Genomic DNA, 17053 nt, shown 5'->3' on the forward strand with positions numbered 1-17053 from the left:
GGCGTGGCGAAAGGGTTGTGGCAGACAGGTTGGTGATGCAAATCACACTTTAGAGGGATCAAGCACTACCCCCCTCTGGCTATAGTCCCTTTCAGAGTTTTTCGCGGATGTTGCGCATCGAGCCAGGGAGGCTTGGTTGCGTTTCGGCATTGGAATCGTTGTATCCCGGCCGTTACATCTGAAGAAAGGGCTCACTGCCATAACAATAAAATATGCACATGGAGTAGCGTCGATGACCCAAGTAAACCAGTTCTGGCGCCGGGCAAGACTGCCCCTGGCCGTCAGTCTCGCTTCTACGCTCGCCGGGCCTGCATTCGGCGTCAGTTTCAACATCGGTGAAATCGAAGGGAGCTTTGACTCCTCGCTTTCGGTGGGTGCGAGTTGGTCTACGGCCAAGCCCAATCGTGATCTGATCGGCGCCAACAATGGCGGTAAGGGCCTGTCCCAGACTTCCGATGACGGTCACTTGAACTTCAAGCGCGGCGAGACGTTCTCGAAGATCTTCAAGGGTATTCATGACCTGGAACTGAAGTACGGCGACACCGGCGTGTTTGTGCGCGGCAAGTACTGGTACGACTTTGAACTCAAGGACGAGAGCCGTCAGTTCAAGGACATCAGCGACAACAACCGCAAGGAAGGCGCCAAGTCTTCTGGCGGTCAGATTCTCGATGCGTTCGTCTACCACAACTACTCGATTGCCGATGCGCCGGGTTCCGTGCGTTTTGGCAAGCAGGTCGTGAGCTGGGGCGAAAGTACCTTCATCGGCGGCGGCATCAACTCCATCAACCCTATCGACGTGTCGGCGTTTCGTCGCCCGGGTGCCGAGATCAAGGAGGGCCTGATTCCGGTCAACATGTTCTACGTGTCCCAGACGCTCACCGACAACCTGTCGGCCGAAGCGTTCTATCAACTGGAATGGGACCAGACCGTCACTGATAACTGCGGCACTTTCTTCTCCCAGCCAGACGTGATCTCCGATGGTTGCAGCAATAACCTGCGGGTGTTGAACAAGCGCTCGACCATTCCCGCTGCGGCACTGCCGACCCTGGGTGCCCTGGGCGTGGACGTGAACAGCGAAGGCGTGCTGGTGCGCCGTGGGCCGGACCGTGATGCACGGGACAGCGGCCAGTTCGGCGTGGCCATGCACTACAACTTCGAACCGCTGGACACCGAGTTCGGCGCCTACTTCATGAACTACCACAGCCGTGCGCCGATCTTCAGTGCACAGGGTGCGCCGTCTGCGGCCTATACCCGTCCACTGGGCCCGCTGGGGGCACTGCGTCCACTGATCGTGGCGGGCAGTTCGAACTACTTCGTCGAGTACCCGGAAGATATTCGTCTCTACGGCTTGAGCTTCTCCACCACGCTGCCTACCGGCACCGCCTGGAGTGGTGAATTGAGCTATCGGCCGAATGCGCCGGTGCAGTTGAGTACCACCGACATTCTGTTTGCCGGTGTCACGCCGATCCCTGGCTTTGGCAATGCTTCGGTGCTCAAGGGCTCGCCGGGCCAGGACCTGCATGGCTACAACCGCAAGGAAGTCACCCAGTTCCAGACCACCTTTACGCACTTCTTCGACCAGGTGATGGGCGCCAGTCGCCTGACCACGGTCGGTGAAATCGGTGTGACCCATGTGGGTGGCCTGGAAAGCAAGTCCCAGGCTCGCTATGGTCGCGATCCGGTGTTCGGCCCAGGCACCTTGCCGGGTGGCTTCTGCGCCGCGCTGAACAACTCCACCGCCAACGGCGCCGGGCTGCCCAACGCTGCCGGCCTGAACACCAACTGCAACAACGACGGCTACACCACTGCAACGTCCTGGGGCTACCGCGCCCGTGCCATCTGGGAATACCCGGACGTGTTCGCTGGCGTGAACCTCAAGCCCAACGTGGCCTGGTCCCATGACGTCAAAGGTTACTCGCCAGGTCCTGGCGGCAACTTTGAAGAGGGTCGCAAGGCGGTCAGCCTTGGCCTGGATGCCGAATACCAGAACACCTACACCGCGAGCCTGGCGTACACCAACTTCTTTGGTGGCAAGTTCAGCACCGTGGATGACCGCGACTTTGTCGCCTTGAGCTTCGGCGCCAACTTCTAAGCACACTCTTTTCAAGTGGCATGTATTCAGGAAGACCAGAGTATGAAAATAACTAAAAGTCTGTTGCACGTCGGTGTGCTTGGGCTGTCGATCCTGGCGAGCAACGTCATGGCGGCAGTCTCGGCGGATGAAGCTGCCAAGCTCGGTACGACCCTGACCCCGATGGGCGCCGAGATGGCGGGCAACGCGGCCGGCACCATCCCAAAATGGTCACCCCTGCCAACCAACGCCGGCGCCGTGGATGCCCGTGGCTTCCTGGCCAACCCATATGCCAGCGAACAACCGCAATTCACCATCACCGCGCAGAACGTCGAACAGTACAAAGACAAACTGGCTCCAGGGCAGTACGCGATGTTCAAGCGTTACCCGGACAGCTTCAAGATGCCGGTCTACCCGACTCATCGCGGGGCCACGGTGCCGGCTGACGTGTTCGCCGCCATCAAGAAAAACGCCACCACTACCAACCTGGTGTCCGGCGGCAACGGTCTGGAAAACTTCGAGACCGCCGTGCCGTTCCCGATTCCCAAAACCGGCGTTGAAGTCATCTGGAACCACATCACCCGTTATCGCGGCGGCAGCGTAACCCGTCTGGTCACCCAGGCCACGCCGCAAACCAACGGTTCCTACAGCCTGGTGTACTTCCGCGATCAGTTTGTGTTCCGCGACAAGATGAAGGATTTCGATCCGAAAAACCCGGGCAACATCCTGTTCTACTTCAAGCAGCAAGTCACCGCGCCAGCGCGTCTGGCCGGTGGTGTACTGCTGGTGCACGAAACCCTGGACCAGGTCAAGGAACCGCGTTCGGCGTGGGTCTACAACGCCGGCCAGCGCCGTGTGCGCCGGGCCCCGCAAGTGTCCTATGACGGGCCGGGTACTGCTGCCGATGGCCTGCGCACCTCCGACAACCTCGACATGTACAACGGTGCGCCGGATCGCTACGACTGGAAGCTGGAAGGCAAGAAAGAAATCTACATCGCCTCCAACAGCTACAAGATCGACGATCCGAAGCTCAAGTACGCCGACATCATCAAGGCCGGCCACATCAACCAGGACCTGGCGCGCTACGAGCTGCGCCGCGTCTGGCACGTGGTCGCCACCTTGAAGGAAGGCCAGCGCCACATCTACGCCAAGCGTGACTTCTTCATCGACGAAGACACCTGGCAAGCGGCGGTGATCGACCACTACGACGGCCGTGGCCAACTGTGGCGGGTTGCCGAAGCCCATGCCGAGAACTACTACGACAAGCAAGTGCCGTGGTACGCCCTGGAAACCCTGTACGACCTGCAGTCCGGCCGTTACCTGGCCCTGGGCATGAAGAACGAAGAGAAACAGGCTTATGACTTCGGCTTCACCGCCACCACCAGCGACTTCACCCCTGCGGCCCTGCGTCAGGACGGTGTTCGCTAACCAACACTAGTGCACCCCTGTGGGAGGGGGCTTGCCCCCGATAGCGGTCTGACAGTCGATGGATACATTGGCTGATCCACCGCCATCGGGAGCAAGCCCCCTCCCACTTTTTGTGTGTGCTGTTTGTAGGGATATTTCTTGTCGCAGTTCTTTTTCAGCCAATTGTTGCAAAGATCTACAATCCCGCCGCTTTTACCGCTAGTCTGCGGACATCTGCAATGCCGACAACAGCCTTCCACAAGAGCCCGGCGATGACTGATCTGTCCCGAATCCAAGGGCCTGCCAGTGTGGTGATACCAACCCTGGAAGGCCGCTTCTACAGGCCCCCATTGCCTGACGGCTACGTGCTGCGCCCGCGCCTGTGCCAACGGTTGAACGCGGGCCTGGACGGGCGATTGTTGCTGGTCTGCGCACCGGCGGGGTTCGGCAAGAGTTCGTTGGCGGTGGAGTTCTGCCAGGGCCTGCCGGCCCACTGGCAAAGTCTGTGGCTGGGCCTGAGCCCACGGGACAATGACCCCGGCCGCTTCCTGGAGCGATTGCTCGACGGCTTGCAGCACTATTTTCCGCAGTTGGGCGCCCAATCCCTGGGTTTGCTGAAAATGCGTCAGCGTCATCAACCCTTTGCCTTTGAAGAATGGCTGGATGGCCTGCTCGATGAGCTGGCGGAGCATCTGTCCACGCGCTCGCCGCTATTGCTGGTGCTGGATGACTACCACCTGGCCCAAGGCCCGGTGCTGGATCGTTGCCTGCAATTTTTCCTCAATCATTTGCCCGACGGTCTGTTGGTACTGGTCACCAGCCGGCAGCGTCCGGATTGGCACTTGGCGCGCTTGCGTTTGTCGCGGCACCTGCTGGAGCTGCATGAACAAGACCTGCGCCTGACCCACGACGAATCCCTTGCCGTGCTGGATGGACACAGCAGCGCATTAGGCGGCGAAGCGTTGGAAAACCTGATCCGCCGCAGCGAGGGCTGGGTCGCCGGCCTGCGCTTCTGGTTGTTGGCAGCGTCCGAAGCCGGTGGCAATGAGGGGGCCTTGCCCCAAAGCCTGCACGGTGGCGAAGGGCTGATTCGTGATTACCTGCTTGAAGAAGTCATCGACTGCCTGCCTGCCGACGTGCGAGCGTTCCTGTACGACACTGCTCCCCAGGAGCGTTTTTGCAGCGAGTTGTGCGACGCGGTCCGCGAAGCCCATGACAGCGCCGAAATCCTGAATTATTTGCAGGCCCATCAGGTTTTCCTGGTGCCGCTGGATGAACAGGGCCACTGGTACCGCTATCACCATTTGTTTTCCGACCTGCTGCGTACCCGCCGCGAGAAGAGCACCACATTGCCGCCGGCCAGCTTGCATTTGCGCGCCTGCCGCTGGTTCAACGCCCAGGGTTTGATCGACGAGGCAGTAGAGCAGGCGCTGCGGGCCGGCCATCTGGACGTGGCGGCGAACCTGGTCCAGAACCTGTCCGAAGAGCAACTGTTGGCAGAGCAGAATGTTGGCATGTTGCTGCGCTGGAAGATGGACTTGCCCGACAGCCTGCTGATCAGCACGCCGCGCTTGATCGTGCTCTACAGTTGGGCATTGGGGCTGGCGTGCCAATTGGACGCGGCCCAGGAGCTTTCCAGCTACCTCAGTCGCTTCCTGCCGGCACCCTCGGCGACCGCGCAAAGGTCGATGTTGGCCCAGTGGCTGGCGTTGAGCGGGATTATTGCCCGTGGGCGCGGGGATCGCGAATTGACCCTGCGCTATTGCAACGAGGCATTGGAAAGCCTGCCGCAAAAGCGCTACGGCCAGCGCCTGATGTGCCTGTCGACCCTGTCCAACCTGGCGATTGTCGATGCCGACCTGTGGCGCGCCCGCGGTTTGAACCGCGAATCCCTGGAGCTGGCGCAGCGCGTCGGTAATCCGTTGTTTGAAGCCTTGGCCCATTACGACCGGGCGCGGGTGTTGCAGTCACGCGGCGAAATCCTGCGCGCCCTGGACGAAGTGCGCCAGGGCCTGGAACGCTTGCACGGCCTGGCGCCCCAGCGCCTGTATGCGGTGCGTGCGCGGTTGTCGCTCTACGAAGGTTACCTGTTGTTGGCGCGTTACCAGCCCGAAGCCGGCCTTGTGCGTTTGCGCGCCGGCTTGGCCGAAGCCCGTGCCTGCCGGGATATCAGCGTGCTGATCGGGCATTGCGTGATCGCCAACTTTGAAGGGCGGCGCGGCCAGTTTTCCAATGCCTTTGCCGAGCTGGCCGAGGCCGAGCGCTTGATGCACATCTGGGACGTACCGCCGATCTATTACCTGGCGATGATTACGTTGATCAAATGCGAGCTATGGCTGGCCCAGGGCCGTACCGAGCTGGCGGACGCCTGGCTGACCAGGCTGGGGCAGACCTACAACGGCGAGCACGCCGCTGCCGCGCCGGAGTTCCACCCACACCTGCCACAACATATCGAACTGCAACAAGCCGCGCTCGATGCCATACGCCATCAGCCCGACACCGCGTTGCAATGTCTGGAAGCATTGGCGCAACAGTCCCAGAACAGTGGGCGACAGATGATTGCCTTGATGGCGCTGACCCAGCAGGCGCAGCTTCTGTTGGCGGGCGGCCAGGAGGCCAAGGCCGGACAGGTATTGGCCCGTGCACTTGAAGCCGGCTCGGGCGGCGCGTTGCAGCCGTTCCAGCGGTTGCTGGAGGGCTACCCGGACTGGATGCGTGAGCAGTTGGGCAAAGATCCCCATGGTCTGCTGAACCAGAGCTTGCTGGCGCTGCTGCCCCAGGTCAGCGTGGTCCAGGCCCCGGCTCATCAAGAAACCCTGAGTACGCGAGAGCTGGCGGTGCTGCAACTGATTGCCCAAGGCTGTTCAAACCAGGAAATCAGCAACCAGCTGTTTATTTCCTTGCACACCGTCAAGACCCACGCCAGCCATATCAACAGCAAGCTCGGCGTGGAGCGCCGAACCCAGGCAGTGGCGCGAGCCAAGGCCATGGGCTTGCTGGTCTGAGCCCAGCGCAGTTTATGGCGCGGCAGGGCAGCCTTTGAGTGACGTGCCGATGGTTTGATTGATCAGTGCCGCGAACCGCTTGAGGTTGTTCTGATGCGCCACCACCAGATCGTCGATGCCTGGCCCTGCGGGTGACTGCAAGGTGCTGCGACAAGTCAGGGGTGGGCGGTCGCCATTGATCTGGCGCAGGCGCCAGCGCACGTCGAGCAGCGCGTACTGCCCGGGGACCGAGTCAAAGCGCTGCACTTCAAGGCGCAGGGCCACAGCGTGGCGTGGATCGCTATTGGCCAATTGATCCACCAACGCGCTCCTGAGTTCGTCAGCGAGGCTGGCGGCCCACCACTGGGTTTCAAGAATCGCCAACCCACTGTCACCCTGGCGCACCACTATCTGCGCGCGGTCTACCTGGGGCGGCACGCTGAGGCTTTCAATCCGTACACCACCGGCATCTGCGCGTGAGCTGTTGCTCGCATGTGCCGGGGTCAGGGTGTGGAAGGCGATGGGGTCACTGCGACAGGCCGCGAGCAACAGCATCGTGGTCAGCAGGGTGATCTTCAACGGCGACGTCATGGCGGCTCCAATGGTCATTTGCGGGGTGGCCCTTGCAGGTCGTTCGGCGCGGCGTTATCAGGACGACCGCGAATCAGCGACTCCGGATGCCGGCCCAGGTAATCGGACAGCTCGCGCAAGGAGCGCGACATGCGTGCCAGTTCATCCAGGGTCTGGGTCAGTTGTTCACGCTGGGGTGAGTCTTCTGCCAGGGTTGAGCTGGCCGATTGCAGGGTCTTGCTCACGTCGGCCAGTGTCGTCTGCACACCCGGCAGTGTCTTGGCGTTGAATTGCGCCAGGCCCTTGCGCAGTTCGACCAGGCTGGCGTCGAGGTTGCCGGCAATCCGCTCGACCGGCAGTTGGCTGAGCTTGTTGACGATACCTTCGAACTTCTCCTGCAGTTGTTCCAGGTTGCCCGGGATGGTGGGAATACCCACGGGGCGCTGGTTCGGATCGAACGCCACTTTCTCGGCCTTGGGGTAGAAGTCCAGGGCGATGTACAACTGGCCGGTCAGCAGGTTACCGCTGCGGGCCTGGGCGCGCAGGCCGTTTTCAATGAAGCTGCCGATCAGGCGCACGCCGGCCGCCTCATCGTCAGGGTTGTTGTGCATGGCCTTGAGCAGCTTGGTGTGGGCCGCGCCGAGCAGTTGCGGGTAGATCACGATGCCGACATTGACCGGGAAGCTGCGTTTCTTCGCATCGAAATCCAGATTGATCGACACCACCTTGCCGAACTCGACGCCGAGGAACTCCACCGGTGCGTCGACTTTCAGCCCACGCAGGGCCTGATCAAAGCGCAGGACCATGTATTGCCCTTTGCCATTGGGCGGGGCGAGGGCGCTTTGCTGGTCTTCGAACAATTCAAAGCCGCGATTTTCCTCAGCCGGCTTGTCGTTGGGGTTGTAGGGTGGGGCCTGGAAGGAGATCCCGCCCATCAGCATGGACGACACCGATTCGGTCTTCAGTGCAAAGCCATTGGCGCCGACGCTCAGATCGACACCACTGGCATTCCAGAACCGCGTGTTCTCGGTCACATACCCATCATTGGGTGCGTGTATGAACACTTCGACATTCACGCCCTTGCCTTCGCTGTCCAACTCATAAGCCACCACCTGGCCTACCGGGATTTTGCGGTAATAGACCGGCGAGCCGATGTCCAGGGAGCCGAGCGTCTGCGTGTGCAGGGTGAAACGCTTGCCAGGCTCGCCATAGGTGATGGGTGGCGGGTTTTCCAGGCCGGTGAAATGTTTGGCGCGGGTTTCGGACTGGCCGATATCCGCGCCGATGTAGTCGCCGGACAGCAGCGTGTCGATACCGGATACGCCGCCTGCGCCGATACGTGGGCGCACCACCCAGAATTTGGAGTCTTCGCGGGTGAAGCTTTCGGCCTGTTTGGACAGCTCGATGGTGGCGTTGACACTTTTCTGGTCACCGCTCAAGGCCACGGCGGTCACCTGGCCGATCACCACATTGCGGTATTTGACCTCGGTCTTGTTGGCGACCAGCCCGCTGCCGGTCTTGAAGTTGAGGACGATGGTCGGCCCTTGTTGCATGACGCTGTGAATCACCAGCGAGATCCCCACCAGCACTGCGACAATCGGCACGATCCAGACCAGTGAGACACTGAAGCGACGCGTCTTGATCGCGGGTTGCCCCGCAGGGGTGTCAGCCTTGGATGCGCTCATCCGAGGTCTCCTCGTTATGTGGGTTTTCCCAGATTAGCCGGGGATCAAAACTCATGGCCGCGAGCATGGTAAATACCACCACCAAGCCAAAAAACAGAATGCCCAGGCGCGGTTCGATCGTGCCCAGGGCTTGAAACTTAACCAGCGCGGCCACCAGTGCGACCACGATGACGTCCAGCATCGACCAATAGCCGATCAGCTCGATAAACCGAAACAGCTTTGAGCGTTCCTTGCGCGCCCACTGGCTGTTGCGCTGCACGGTGATCAGCAGCAACCCCAGTGACAAGAACTTGATGCCCGGCACGGCAATGCTGGCGATGAAAATGATCAGGGCGATGTCCCAGGCGCCATGCTGCCAGAACTCCAGCACGCCGCTCATGATGGTGCTGTCTGCGCCGGAGCCGAGCATGGTGGTGTTCATCACCGGCAGCAAATTGGCCGGTATGTAAAAGGCGAGGGCGGTGAGCAAGTAGGCCCAGGTGCGTGTCAGCGATTGCGTTTTGCGCCGGTGCAAGGGCGCGCCGCAGCGCTCGCATTCAGTGGGCTCCAGGCGCATGTCGCAGGCCTGGCCGCAGGTATGGCACAGGCACAGGTTGAGCTCGCGGGCGGTGGGCGGTGAATTCATACGGTGTCCCACAGGTCGCGGACATCGCGCCCGGCAATGCGGATCAGCAACAGGCTGAGGGCGGCCAAGGCAAACAGGCCGGTACCGGGGATTACATCCAGCATACCCGCCAGTTTGAACACGGCAACCATGGCGCCCAGCAGGCAGACTTCCAGCATACTCCAGGGCCTGAGCGCTTCCAGCCAGCGCATGCACAGTTTGAACGCCGGCGAACGCTGGCCGGCCAAGGCAAAACTCAAAACCCAGATCAGCAAGACCAGCTGAAACACCGGCGCGATGATGATGGAGATCGCCGCCACCAACGCAATGAACGTGATCGGCCCCAGACTCAGCGCCACCACCGAATCCCACAGCGTCGCACTGTTTTTCAAGCCCTGCAGGCTGATGCTCATCACCGGATAAAAGTTGGCAAAGGTCCACAGCACTGCTGCGGTCACCGTCAGCGCGAGGCGTTGTTGCACCGACAGGCCGTTATAGCGCTGCAGCACACCCGAACACCGCACACACAGGGCTTTTTGATGTTTGGCGAGCGTGACCTTTTCGTACACGCAGTCGCAGTGCTCGCAGATGATCTGTTGATTCGCCATGGGTGTTGCTCCAAATGCGACTGACTGCAGCGGGGGATGGCGCTTGTGTAGCTTAGCAGCGGATACACCGCCGAATCGATCCCTTCCAGAGTGGGGGCACCTCCACCATACTGCACTTGGAACGCGCCAGAGAGCTTGCAGGACACTCATGACTACCGAAAAACCACCACTGATTCGCGAAACCTTCCCCGTCGGCCCGTTGCAGTGCAACTGCACCATCATTGGCGACCCGATCACGAAAAAAGCCATCGTAGTCGACCCCGGCGGCAATCACGAATTGATCCTGGCGCGTCTTGATGCGTTGGGTCTGAAGGTGGTGAGCATTATCCACACCCATGCTCACCTGGATCACTTCCTGGCCTCTGGCCAATTGAAAGAAAAAACCGGAGCCACGCTGCACCTGCACAAAGATGATCAATTTCTATGGGACAACCTGGAAATGCAATGCCAGATGTTTCGCGTGCCCTATGTGCCAGTGCCGTCGCCGGATCGCTGGCTGGAACATGATGAAGAATTGGCCTGTGGATGCGGTGTTGCCTTGCACACCCCTGGGCATACGCCGGGTTCGATGAGCTTCTGGTTTGCTGATGCCCAGCTGCTGATTGCCGGTGACACCTTGTTCCGGCGCGGCGTTGGGCGCACGGATTTGTGGGGCGGCGACCAGGCGACGATCGTGCGGTCGATCAAGCAGCGCTTATACACGCTGGATGAGCGCGCGACAGTGGTGACAGGGCATGGGCCGGATACGTTGCTGGGCGATGAGATGCGAGAGAACCCTTTCGTGCGTGCGTGATGGGTTGTCGGCTCTGATACAAGTCGGTACAGACACGCAGGCACAGGCTCGAGCCAAAGACAGCTATGCTTTGCGTGCCCACGGAATTTTTGCCGCTTGTCGCGTTCCAAACTCGGCACAGGTCCATTGCCAATGTCCTCTGCATCACAGAATGCAAAAGTAGGAGCTCCCTTCATGTTTACTCCGCGTCGTCTGCTTGTTGTCGCTACCGCCGTAGCCCTGTTGTCTGGCTGTGCCTCACCTAATCCTTATGACGGCAGCCAGGGACAGGCCGGCAATGGTTCTGAAAGCGGTATGAGCAAGACTGCCAAGTACGGCGGCCTCGGCGCGCTGGCCGGTGCATTGGCCGGTGCGGCCATCGATCATAACAACCGTGGCAAGGGCGCGCTGATTGGCGCCGTCGTTGCGGGTGCCGGTGCTGCAGGCTATGGCTACTACGCCGACCAGCAAGAGAAAAAACTGCGTGAAAGCATGGCCAACACCGGTGTGGAAGTGCAGCGCCAGGGTGACCAGATCAAGCTGATCATGCCGGGCAACATCACCTTCGCCACCAACTCCGATGCGATCTCCAGCAGCTTCTACCAGCCGCTGAACAACCTGGCCAACTCCCTCAAGCAGTTCAACCAGAACACTATTCAGATCGTCGGCTACACCGACAGCACCGGCAGCCGCCAACTGAACATGGACCTGTCCCAGCGCCGTGCGCAGAGCGTGGCCAACTACCTGACGTCCCAAGGCGTCAATGGTGCCAACCTGAGCGCGCGCGGTGCCGGCCCGGATAACCCGATTGCCAGCAACGCCGACGTGAATGGCCGCGCCCAGAACCGTCGTGTCGAGGTCAACCTCGGCCCGATCCCTGGCCAGCAATACGGCCAGCCTGGTCAGCAGCAGGCGCCACAGCAGAACAACCAGTTCCAAGGCAATCCGTACCAGCAATACCAGTAAACGCTAGGCACTAAAAAGGGCGCCGTGCAGTCAATGCACGGCGCCCTTTTTTGTGGCTGTGTGTCTACATCAGTCGATGTATTCGAACACCTTCACGATCTTCTGTACGCCCGACACGCCCTGCACCAGGTTGGCGGCGCGGGTCGCTTCGGCCTGGGTCAGCAGGCCCATCATGTAGACGATGCCGTTATCGGTAACGATCTTGATGCGCGAGCCCGGCACCGCGCTGTCGGTGAGCATCTGCGCCTTGATCTTGGTGGTCAGCAGCGCATCGTTGCTGATGGCCAGCAGGGTGATCGGGTCCATGACCTGCAATTCGTTGTGGACCTTTTTGACTCGTTGCACGCCCGCAGCGGCTTGTTCAGCCTGGGCCTTGAGGTCGGCACGTGGGGTTTGCCCTGCCAGCAGGACGACGCCGTTGAAGCTGGTCACCACGATGCGCGAGGCGCCGTTGCCCAGGTCTGTGGCGGCCTTGGCGACATTGACCTTGACCTTGGTTTCGATCAGCGAATCATCAATGGTGCTGCCGAAAGTACGTGTGCCGCGGTCGTCCTGGATGGGGGTGTCCCGTGTAGCGGTGATTGCCGAGCTGCAGCCGCTGATGGCAAGGCACAGCGTGATGGCCAAAAGGCTGAGGCGGTTAACGGTCATTCTTCACTCCCGAACAGTTGGCTGTCGATCAGATCGCACAGGCAGTGGATCGCCAGCAGGTGGACTTCCTGAATACGTGCAGTGACATTGGCCGGGACGCGAATCTCCACGTCCTCAGGCAGCAGCAGCGAAGCCATGCCGCCACCATCGCGACCGGTCAAGGCTACGACAATCATTTCACGATCATGTGCGGCCTGGATCGCTTGAATAATATTCGCTGAGTTGCCGCTGGTGGAAATCGCCAGCAACACGTCGCCCGAATGGCCGAGGGCGCGGATCTGCTTGGAGAATATTTCGTTGTAGCTGTAGTCGTTGGCGATCGAGGTGATCGTCGATGAGTCGGTGGTCAAGGCAATGGCCGGCAGGCTCGGGCGTTCACGCTCAAAGCGGTTGAGCAGTTCGGAAGAAAAATGCTGGGCATCGCCAGCCGAACCACCGTTGCCGCACGAAAGCATTTTGCCTCCGTTGAGCAAGGTGTGGACCATGACCTGGCTGGCTTGCTCGATGTGCGGTGCAAGTACGTCCATCGCCTGTTGCTTGGTGTCGATGCTGGCCTGGAAAAGCTGGCGAATTCGGGATTGCATGTCCATCTGTGTGACCTTAAGTAGCGCGGCTGTTTGGCACAGGTAATGTGCAGCCCGCAATGCAAAGAGCAAAAGTGTGTGGTGAAGGTGCCGGGTGCGTCAGCTGTCGAAGGCATCTTTGAGCCAGTTCAGATCAGCAGGACCCGACGGTGTGCTTTCTATGGCGACCACATCGAAACGGCAGGGGCTGTCAGCCCAGCGATGCTCTTTTAGCAGAAAAAACTGCGCGGCGAGTATCAGTTTCTGACGCTTGCGCCCGTCGATACTGGCGAGCGCGCCACCCCATTGTGCGTGTTTTCTGTAGCGGACTTCGACGAATACTACTGTATCGCCGTCAAGCATGACCAGATCAAGCTCGCCGCGTTTACATAACCAGTTCTGCGCCAGAAGACGCAGACCCTGTTGTTGCAGATATTTCAGCGCTTGAAGTTCGGCATCCTTGCCGCTTTGTGCGCTGGACCGCTCGGGCATCAGCGTGGGGTATCGGGCAGGCGCTGAATGGCGCCGCCGACGAATTTCGCCCATGGCATCTGGCGGTCAACGCGCTGGTTGGCGCTGATGCCCAGGTTGCCCGAGAGACCGTCGACACGGGTGTCCGGCAATGCCTTGAGTTGGCCCAGGCGCGGCGCCAGGCGGTAGGCGTCGACGCCCATCGCGTACAGGCGGCCCAGGCTGCCATTGGCTTGCGGCCATTGCGCGGCGACCTGGTTGCGCAGCGGGTCGGTGGTGTCAAGCAGCCAAGGGGTTTCGCAGAACATCACGTTGGTCATGTCCAGGTACTGGTTGCGGTCGCCGCTGGCACTGAAGACATGGGACGTGGCGTAGACCGGCACATCGCCGGCGTACTGGAAGTTCAGGGTCGGCTTGATCTGCTGGGCCAGTTGCGGGGTGACCGCCAGGAAGATGAACTCGATGTCCTGGCGACGCGAAGGCTGGGCGGCAACGTCGGTGCCGACCGTGCTTTGCAGGCTCTTGGCGCGACCTTCACTTTTACGCAACTGGAACAGGTCGGCGATCTGCTGGGCCAGTGCCACTGGCTGATCGACATACTCGACGCCCATCACAGTGCCGCCATTGGCTTCCCAATCCTGGCGGAAGGCTTTGTAGACACGCTCGCCCCATTCGCCACGCGGCACCATGGCTGCGGCGCGATGCAGGCCATCGGCACGGGCGCGGCGCGATACTTCACGGGCTTCGTCTTCAGCGGCCAGGCCGAACTGGAACAGTTGCGCCGGGCCTTGATCAGTCTCGCTGTAATTGAGTGCCAGGGTGGTGATCGGCAATTGCGGGCGTGCGCTGAGTTGCTTGACCAGCGGTTTTTCCAGCGGGCCTACCACCAATTGCACGCCGGCGGCCTGGGCCTTGGCGTAGAAGTCGTCGAGGGAGGTCATGCGCGAGCTGTCGTAGAACTCGATGACCGGCGCCTTCTGCCCGGCCTGTTCGGCCTGGTAGTGAGCCGCCATGAAACCTTCTCGCAATGCCTTGCCGACCGAAGCCAATGGGCCTTCCTGCGGGAGCAGCACGGCGATCTTGTTCAGGGGCTGGCTGGCCAGCTCCTTGAGCCTGGTCAATGGCGTCGGCAGTTGCACCGCTGCCGGGTGGCCCGGGTTCTGCGCGCGCCAGGTATCGATAGCGGCCTGTTGTTGCTCCAGGGTGCCGGCGCCCTTGACCGCCTGGGCCAAGGTCACCCAGCCATCGAGTGTCGGGTTGCCGGTGGCCTGCAACTGTTCGGCCGGCAGCGCGGCAATCAGCACCCAGATGGCTTCGTGGTTGCTTGCAGCGGCATCGCCGGTCAGCAGCGGCGCCATGGCAACCCGCTCGCGAGCGGCGGCCAGGGTCTGGCCGTCGGCTTCGTAAGCGCGGGCGTGCACGGTACCGGTGCGGATCTGCTGGTCTGCCGGCAGCTCCTTCAGGCTTTGCAGGCTGGGATGGTTCAGCGCCGCCAATGCCGCCTTGGGCTGGTTGCGAGTCATCGCCAGTTCGGCGGCCAGGGTGCTGGCAAATATCTGCGCGGCGGGTTTGAGGACGTCCAGGGGCACCTGCGCAAGGATCTGCGACGAGCGGCCGGCATTGTTCTGCTGGTAGGCCAGGTCTGCCGCACTCAGGCGCAGCATGGCGGCCTTTTCCGGCGTGTTGGCGTTCGTTGCCTGTTCGAGCAGTTGCTCGATACTGGCATCCGGGGTCCGTGGCAGGTCGCCAAGGCTGGACGAGGGCGAGCTGGCACACGCGGCCAGCAAGGCAGCGAGGCAGAGGGCGGAGAGCAGCCGCAGGCAAGCGATCATGTAAGTGTTCCTGATACCGATCAAATTAGCGTGGAAGTGTACCCAAGCACTGGCCCAGGCGCGATGTTAGTGGCGTGAAACCATGGATTTAGGTCGTGCAAATGTTGCGATTAACCAGTGCTGGCTGAAACGGCATCCACCGTGATGGCATATTTTCACGGCGTCTACGCGCTACAATGTGGCTTTTGCCAACCATCGAGGTGTGCGTTTTGACTGCTCCAGGTCCATTGAATTCCACTGCTGGCTCGCTTTTTGTGGTGGCGACGCCGATTGGCAACCTGGACGACATCAGTGCCCGGGCGCTGAAGGTGTTGCGCGAGGTTAAATTGATCGCGGCGGAAGACACGCGACACTCCCAACGGTTGATGCAGCATTTTGGAATCAGCACGCCACTGGCGGCGTGCCATGAACACAACGAGCGCGAAGAAGGCAGCCGTTTCATCACCCGCTTGCTGGCCGGTGATGACGTGGCATTGATCTCCGATGCGGGTACGCCGTTGATTTCCGATCCGGGATACCACTTGGTCCGCCAGGCACGCGCCGCTGGTATCAATGTAGTGCCTGTTCCGGGAGCGTGCGCGCTGATTGCCGCATTATCTGCCGCAGGCTTGCCGTCGGATCGGTTTATTTTCGAAGGTTTCCTGCCGGCCAAGGCAGTCGGCCGTCGCGCACGCCTTCAGGCCCTGAAGGAAGAGCCGCGCACCCTGATCTTCTACGAAGCTCCGCACCGCATCCTTGAATGCCTGCAGGATATGGAACTGGTGTTCGGCGGCGAGCGCCTGGCATTGCTGGCCCGGGAGTTGACCAAGACCTTCGAAACCCTCAAGGGGCTGCCGCTGGAGGCGTTGCGAGCGTTTGTCGAGGGCGACAGCAATCAGCAGCGGGGCGAATGTGTGGTGCTGGTGGCGGGCTGGAGTGCGCCGGAGAATGAAGACGCCGTGGGCAGCGAAGCCATGCGCATCCTCGATCTGTTGCTCAAGGAAATGCCGCTCAAGCGTGCCGCTGCCCTTGCCGCAGAAATTACCGGGGTGCGCAAAAACGTGTTGTATCAAGTGGCGCTCGATAAACAGAAGGCTGAATAGTTCCGGGGTCGAATCTGTATTTCGTCCGAACATGATGGCACTGCTGCACTTTAATACTTGTCCTCAGACCGTCGTGCCGTTAACCTGCGCGGCGGAGAGTCGATTGGACAGTCGCTGCCCTCTATGAAAATTAGGGGGGGGAGGAAAGTCCGGGCTCCATAGGGCGAAGTGCCAGGTAATGCCTGGGAGGCGTGAGCCTACGGAAAGTGCCACAGAAAATAACCGCCTAAGCGCTTCGGTGCCGGTAAGGGTGAAAAGGTGCGGTAAGAGCGCACCGCACGACTGGCAACAGTTCGTGGCTAGGTAAACCCCACTTGGAGCAAGACCAAATAGGGTCCCAAGGCGTGGCCCGCGCTGGGACCGGGTAGGTTGCTAAAGATGTCCAGTGATGGCCATCGTAGACGAATGACTGTTCAAGACAGAACCCGGCTTACAGATCGACTCTCCACCTTTTTTCCTTGCGTTCGAATCTCGTGCGCAAACCCGGTAGTAACGCAAGAATCCCTCCCTGCCAAATCATTGGCAGATGCGTCTTCGTAATACCAAAAAAATCTTACTCTTAATAAATCACTTTAACTTTAAGTCGTAGCTCCATGAGCTATTTGCCGTTGTTGAGTCAAAAACATCGGCAAACTCTCGTTTCTCCTCCTTTTACCTTCCTAAATCTCCGTTCTGTAAGGCTTTTCCTTGAATACGCGCCTTGACGGTGTGGTAGGCGCATTCCTATAGTGTGCGCAAGTGGCGGAAAGTGGCACAAAGTGGGTTTTTTGAACGTAAAACGCTAAAA

The 17053-nt window shown here is 60.5% G+C and carries 14 protein-coding genes and 1 other RNA gene; 7 read left to right on the forward strand and 8 right to left on the reverse strand.

What is annotated here, in order from left to right:
• Window positions 1-232: 232 nt before the first annotated feature.
• The 3 genes from PSEBG33_RS22185 to PSEBG33_RS22175 all read left to right on the forward strand — a co-directional run bounded on the left by PSEBG33_RS22185 (window position 233) and on the right by PSEBG33_RS22175 (window position 6483).
• Window positions 233-2092, forward strand: a complete 1860-nt coding sequence (locus PSEBG33_RS22185; protein ID WP_005784904.1) for a DUF1302 domain-containing protein — start codon at window positions 233-235, stop codon at window positions 2090-2092.
• A 42-nt stretch (window positions 2093-2134) separates the two neighbouring features.
• Window positions 2135-3499, forward strand: a complete 1365-nt coding sequence (locus tag PSEBG33_RS22180) for a DUF1329 domain-containing protein (RefSeq protein WP_005784906.1) — start codon at window positions 2135-2137, stop codon at window positions 3497-3499.
• Between the two features lie 251 nt (window positions 3500-3750).
• Window positions 3751-6483 carry a LuxR C-terminal-related transcriptional regulator gene (locus PSEBG33_RS22175; protein ID WP_005784909.1) on the forward strand — a complete coding sequence of 911 codons (2733 nt, stop codon included), beginning with the start codon at window positions 3751-3753 and terminating at the stop codon, window positions 6481-6483.
• Window positions 6484-6495: 12 nt separating this feature from the next.
• On the opposite strand, the gene PSEBG33_RS22170 is transcribed toward PSEBG33_RS22175, so the two are convergent.
• The 4 genes from PSEBG33_RS22170 to PSEBG33_RS22155 are packed head-to-tail and all read right to left on the reverse strand — an operon-like array spanning window position 6496 to window position 9929.
• On the reverse strand, window positions 6496-7053 hold the full coding sequence (locus tag PSEBG33_RS22170; protein ID WP_032803258.1) for a PqiC family protein: 558 nt from the start codon (window positions 7051-7053) through the stop codon (window positions 6496-6498).
• Between the two features lie 14 nt (window positions 7054-7067).
• A complete protein-coding gene (locus tag PSEBG33_RS22165) occupies window positions 7068-8717 on the reverse strand; it encodes an intermembrane transport protein PqiB (RefSeq protein WP_005784913.1) in 1650 nt (549 codons plus the stop codon).
• Window positions 8698-9342: a paraquat-inducible protein A gene (locus tag PSEBG33_RS22160; RefSeq protein WP_005784915.1), complete on the reverse strand. Its 645-nt coding sequence runs from the start codon at window positions 9340-9342 to the stop codon at window positions 8698-8700. Before PSEBG33_RS22160 ends, PSEBG33_RS22165 begins: the two co-directional genes overlap by 20 nt.
• Window positions 9339-9929, reverse strand: a complete 591-nt coding sequence (locus PSEBG33_RS22155) for a paraquat-inducible protein A (protein WP_005784917.1) — start codon at window positions 9927-9929, stop codon at window positions 9339-9341. Before PSEBG33_RS22155 ends, PSEBG33_RS22160 begins: the two co-directional genes overlap by 4 nt.
• A gap of 148 nt (window positions 9930-10077) precedes the next feature.
• Here PSEBG33_RS22155 and PSEBG33_RS22150 point away from each other — a divergent pair, with 148 nt between their 5' ends.
• Both PSEBG33_RS22150 and PSEBG33_RS22145 read left to right on the forward strand, forming a co-directional pair.
• Window positions 10078-10722: an MBL fold metallo-hydrolase gene (locus PSEBG33_RS22150; protein WP_005784918.1), complete on the forward strand. Its 645-nt coding sequence runs from the start codon at window positions 10078-10080 to the stop codon at window positions 10720-10722.
• A 174-nt stretch (window positions 10723-10896) separates the two neighbouring features.
• A complete protein-coding gene (locus PSEBG33_RS22145) occupies window positions 10897-11667 on the forward strand; it encodes an OmpA family protein (RefSeq protein ID WP_005784920.1) in 771 nt (256 codons plus the stop codon).
• A 69-nt stretch (window positions 11668-11736) separates the two neighbouring features.
• Here PSEBG33_RS22145 and PSEBG33_RS22140 read toward each other — a convergent pair whose 3' ends face one another.
• From PSEBG33_RS22140 to PSEBG33_RS22125, 4 genes are all read right to left on the reverse strand, one after another.
• Window positions 11737-12318, reverse strand: a complete 582-nt coding sequence (locus tag PSEBG33_RS22140; protein WP_005784922.1) for a BON domain-containing protein — start codon at window positions 12316-12318, stop codon at window positions 11737-11739.
• Window positions 12315-12908: a phosphoheptose isomerase gene (locus PSEBG33_RS22135; protein ID WP_032803260.1), complete on the reverse strand. Its 594-nt coding sequence runs from the start codon at window positions 12906-12908 to the stop codon at window positions 12315-12317. The genes PSEBG33_RS22140 and PSEBG33_RS22135 overlap by 4 nt, the downstream gene beginning before the upstream one ends.
• A gap of 93 nt (window positions 12909-13001) precedes the next feature.
• On the reverse strand, window positions 13002-13373 hold the full coding sequence (locus PSEBG33_RS22130) for a YraN family protein (RefSeq protein ID WP_005784926.1): 372 nt from the start codon (window positions 13371-13373) through the stop codon (window positions 13002-13004).
• Window positions 13373-15184, reverse strand: coding sequence for a penicillin-binding protein activator (locus tag PSEBG33_RS22125; protein ID WP_005784928.1), 1812 nt, complete (start codon window positions 15182-15184; stop codon window positions 13373-13375). Before PSEBG33_RS22125 ends, PSEBG33_RS22130 begins: the two co-directional genes overlap by 1 nt.
• Window positions 15185-15360: 176 nt before the next feature.
• Between PSEBG33_RS22125 and rsmI the strand changes: the two genes are divergently transcribed.
• The gene (rsmI, locus tag PSEBG33_RS22120; RefSeq protein ID WP_164699512.1) at window positions 15361-16266 is read left to right on the forward strand and encodes a 16S rRNA (cytidine(1402)-2'-O)-methyltransferase; all 906 of its coding nucleotides are present in this window, start codon (window positions 15361-15363) and stop codon (window positions 16264-16266) included.
• A gap of 95 nt (window positions 16267-16361) precedes the next feature.
• Window positions 16362-16715, forward strand: an RNA gene (gene rnpB, locus PSEBG33_RS28275) — RNase P RNA component class A.
• The last annotated feature ends 338 nt before the right edge of the window (window positions 16716-17053 follow it).

Source organism: Pseudomonas synxantha BG33R, assembly GCF_000263715.2.
Classification (GTDB): Bacteria; Pseudomonadota; Gammaproteobacteria; order Pseudomonadales; family Pseudomonadaceae; genus Aquipseudomonas; species Aquipseudomonas synxantha_A.

Excerpts from the sequence above, each read along its gene's own strand:
- PSEBG33_RS22185 (WP_005784904.1), top strand. The coding sequence starts at position 233 with ATGACCCAAGTAAACCAGTTCTGGCGCCGGGCAAGACTGCCCCTGGCC.
- PSEBG33_RS22180 (WP_005784906.1), top strand. The coding sequence starts at position 2,135 with ATGAAAATAACTAAAAGTCTGTTGCACGTCGGTGTGCTTGGGCTGTCG.
- PSEBG33_RS22175 (WP_005784909.1), top strand. The coding sequence starts at position 3,751 with ATGACTGATCTGTCCCGAATCCAAGGGCCTGCCAGTGTGGTGATACCA.
- PSEBG33_RS22170 (WP_032803258.1), bottom strand. The coding sequence starts at position 7,053 with ATGACGTCGCCGTTGAAGATCACCCTGCTGACCACGATGCTGTTGCTC.
- PSEBG33_RS22165 (WP_005784913.1), bottom strand. The coding sequence starts at position 8,717 with ATGAGCGCATCCAAGGCTGACACCCCTGCGGGGCAACCCGCGATCAAG.
- PSEBG33_RS22160 (WP_005784915.1), bottom strand. The coding sequence starts at position 9,342 with ATGAATTCACCGCCCACCGCCCGCGAGCTCAACCTGTGCCTGTGCCAT.
- PSEBG33_RS22155 (WP_005784917.1), bottom strand. The coding sequence starts at position 9,929 with ATGGCGAATCAACAGATCATCTGCGAGCACTGCGACTGCGTGTACGAA.
- PSEBG33_RS22150 (WP_005784918.1), top strand. The coding sequence starts at position 10,078 with ATGACTACCGAAAAACCACCACTGATTCGCGAAACCTTCCCCGTCGGC.
- PSEBG33_RS22145 (WP_005784920.1), top strand. The coding sequence starts at position 10,897 with ATGTTTACTCCGCGTCGTCTGCTTGTTGTCGCTACCGCCGTAGCCCTG.
- PSEBG33_RS22140 (WP_005784922.1), bottom strand. The coding sequence starts at position 12,318 with ATGACCGTTAACCGCCTCAGCCTTTTGGCCATCACGCTGTGCCTTGCC.
- PSEBG33_RS22135 (WP_032803260.1), bottom strand. The coding sequence starts at position 12,908 with ATGGACATGCAATCCCGAATTCGCCAGCTTTTCCAGGCCAGCATCGAC.
- PSEBG33_RS22130 (WP_005784926.1), bottom strand. The coding sequence starts at position 13,373 with ATGCCCGAGCGGTCCAGCGCACAAAGCGGCAAGGATGCCGAACTTCAA.
- PSEBG33_RS22125 (WP_005784928.1), bottom strand. The coding sequence starts at position 15,184 with ATGATCGCTTGCCTGCGGCTGCTCTCCGCCCTCTGCCTCGCTGCCTTG.
- rsmI (WP_164699512.1), top strand. The coding sequence starts at position 15,361 with ATGTGGCTTTTGCCAACCATCGAGGTGTGCGTTTTGACTGCTCCAGGT.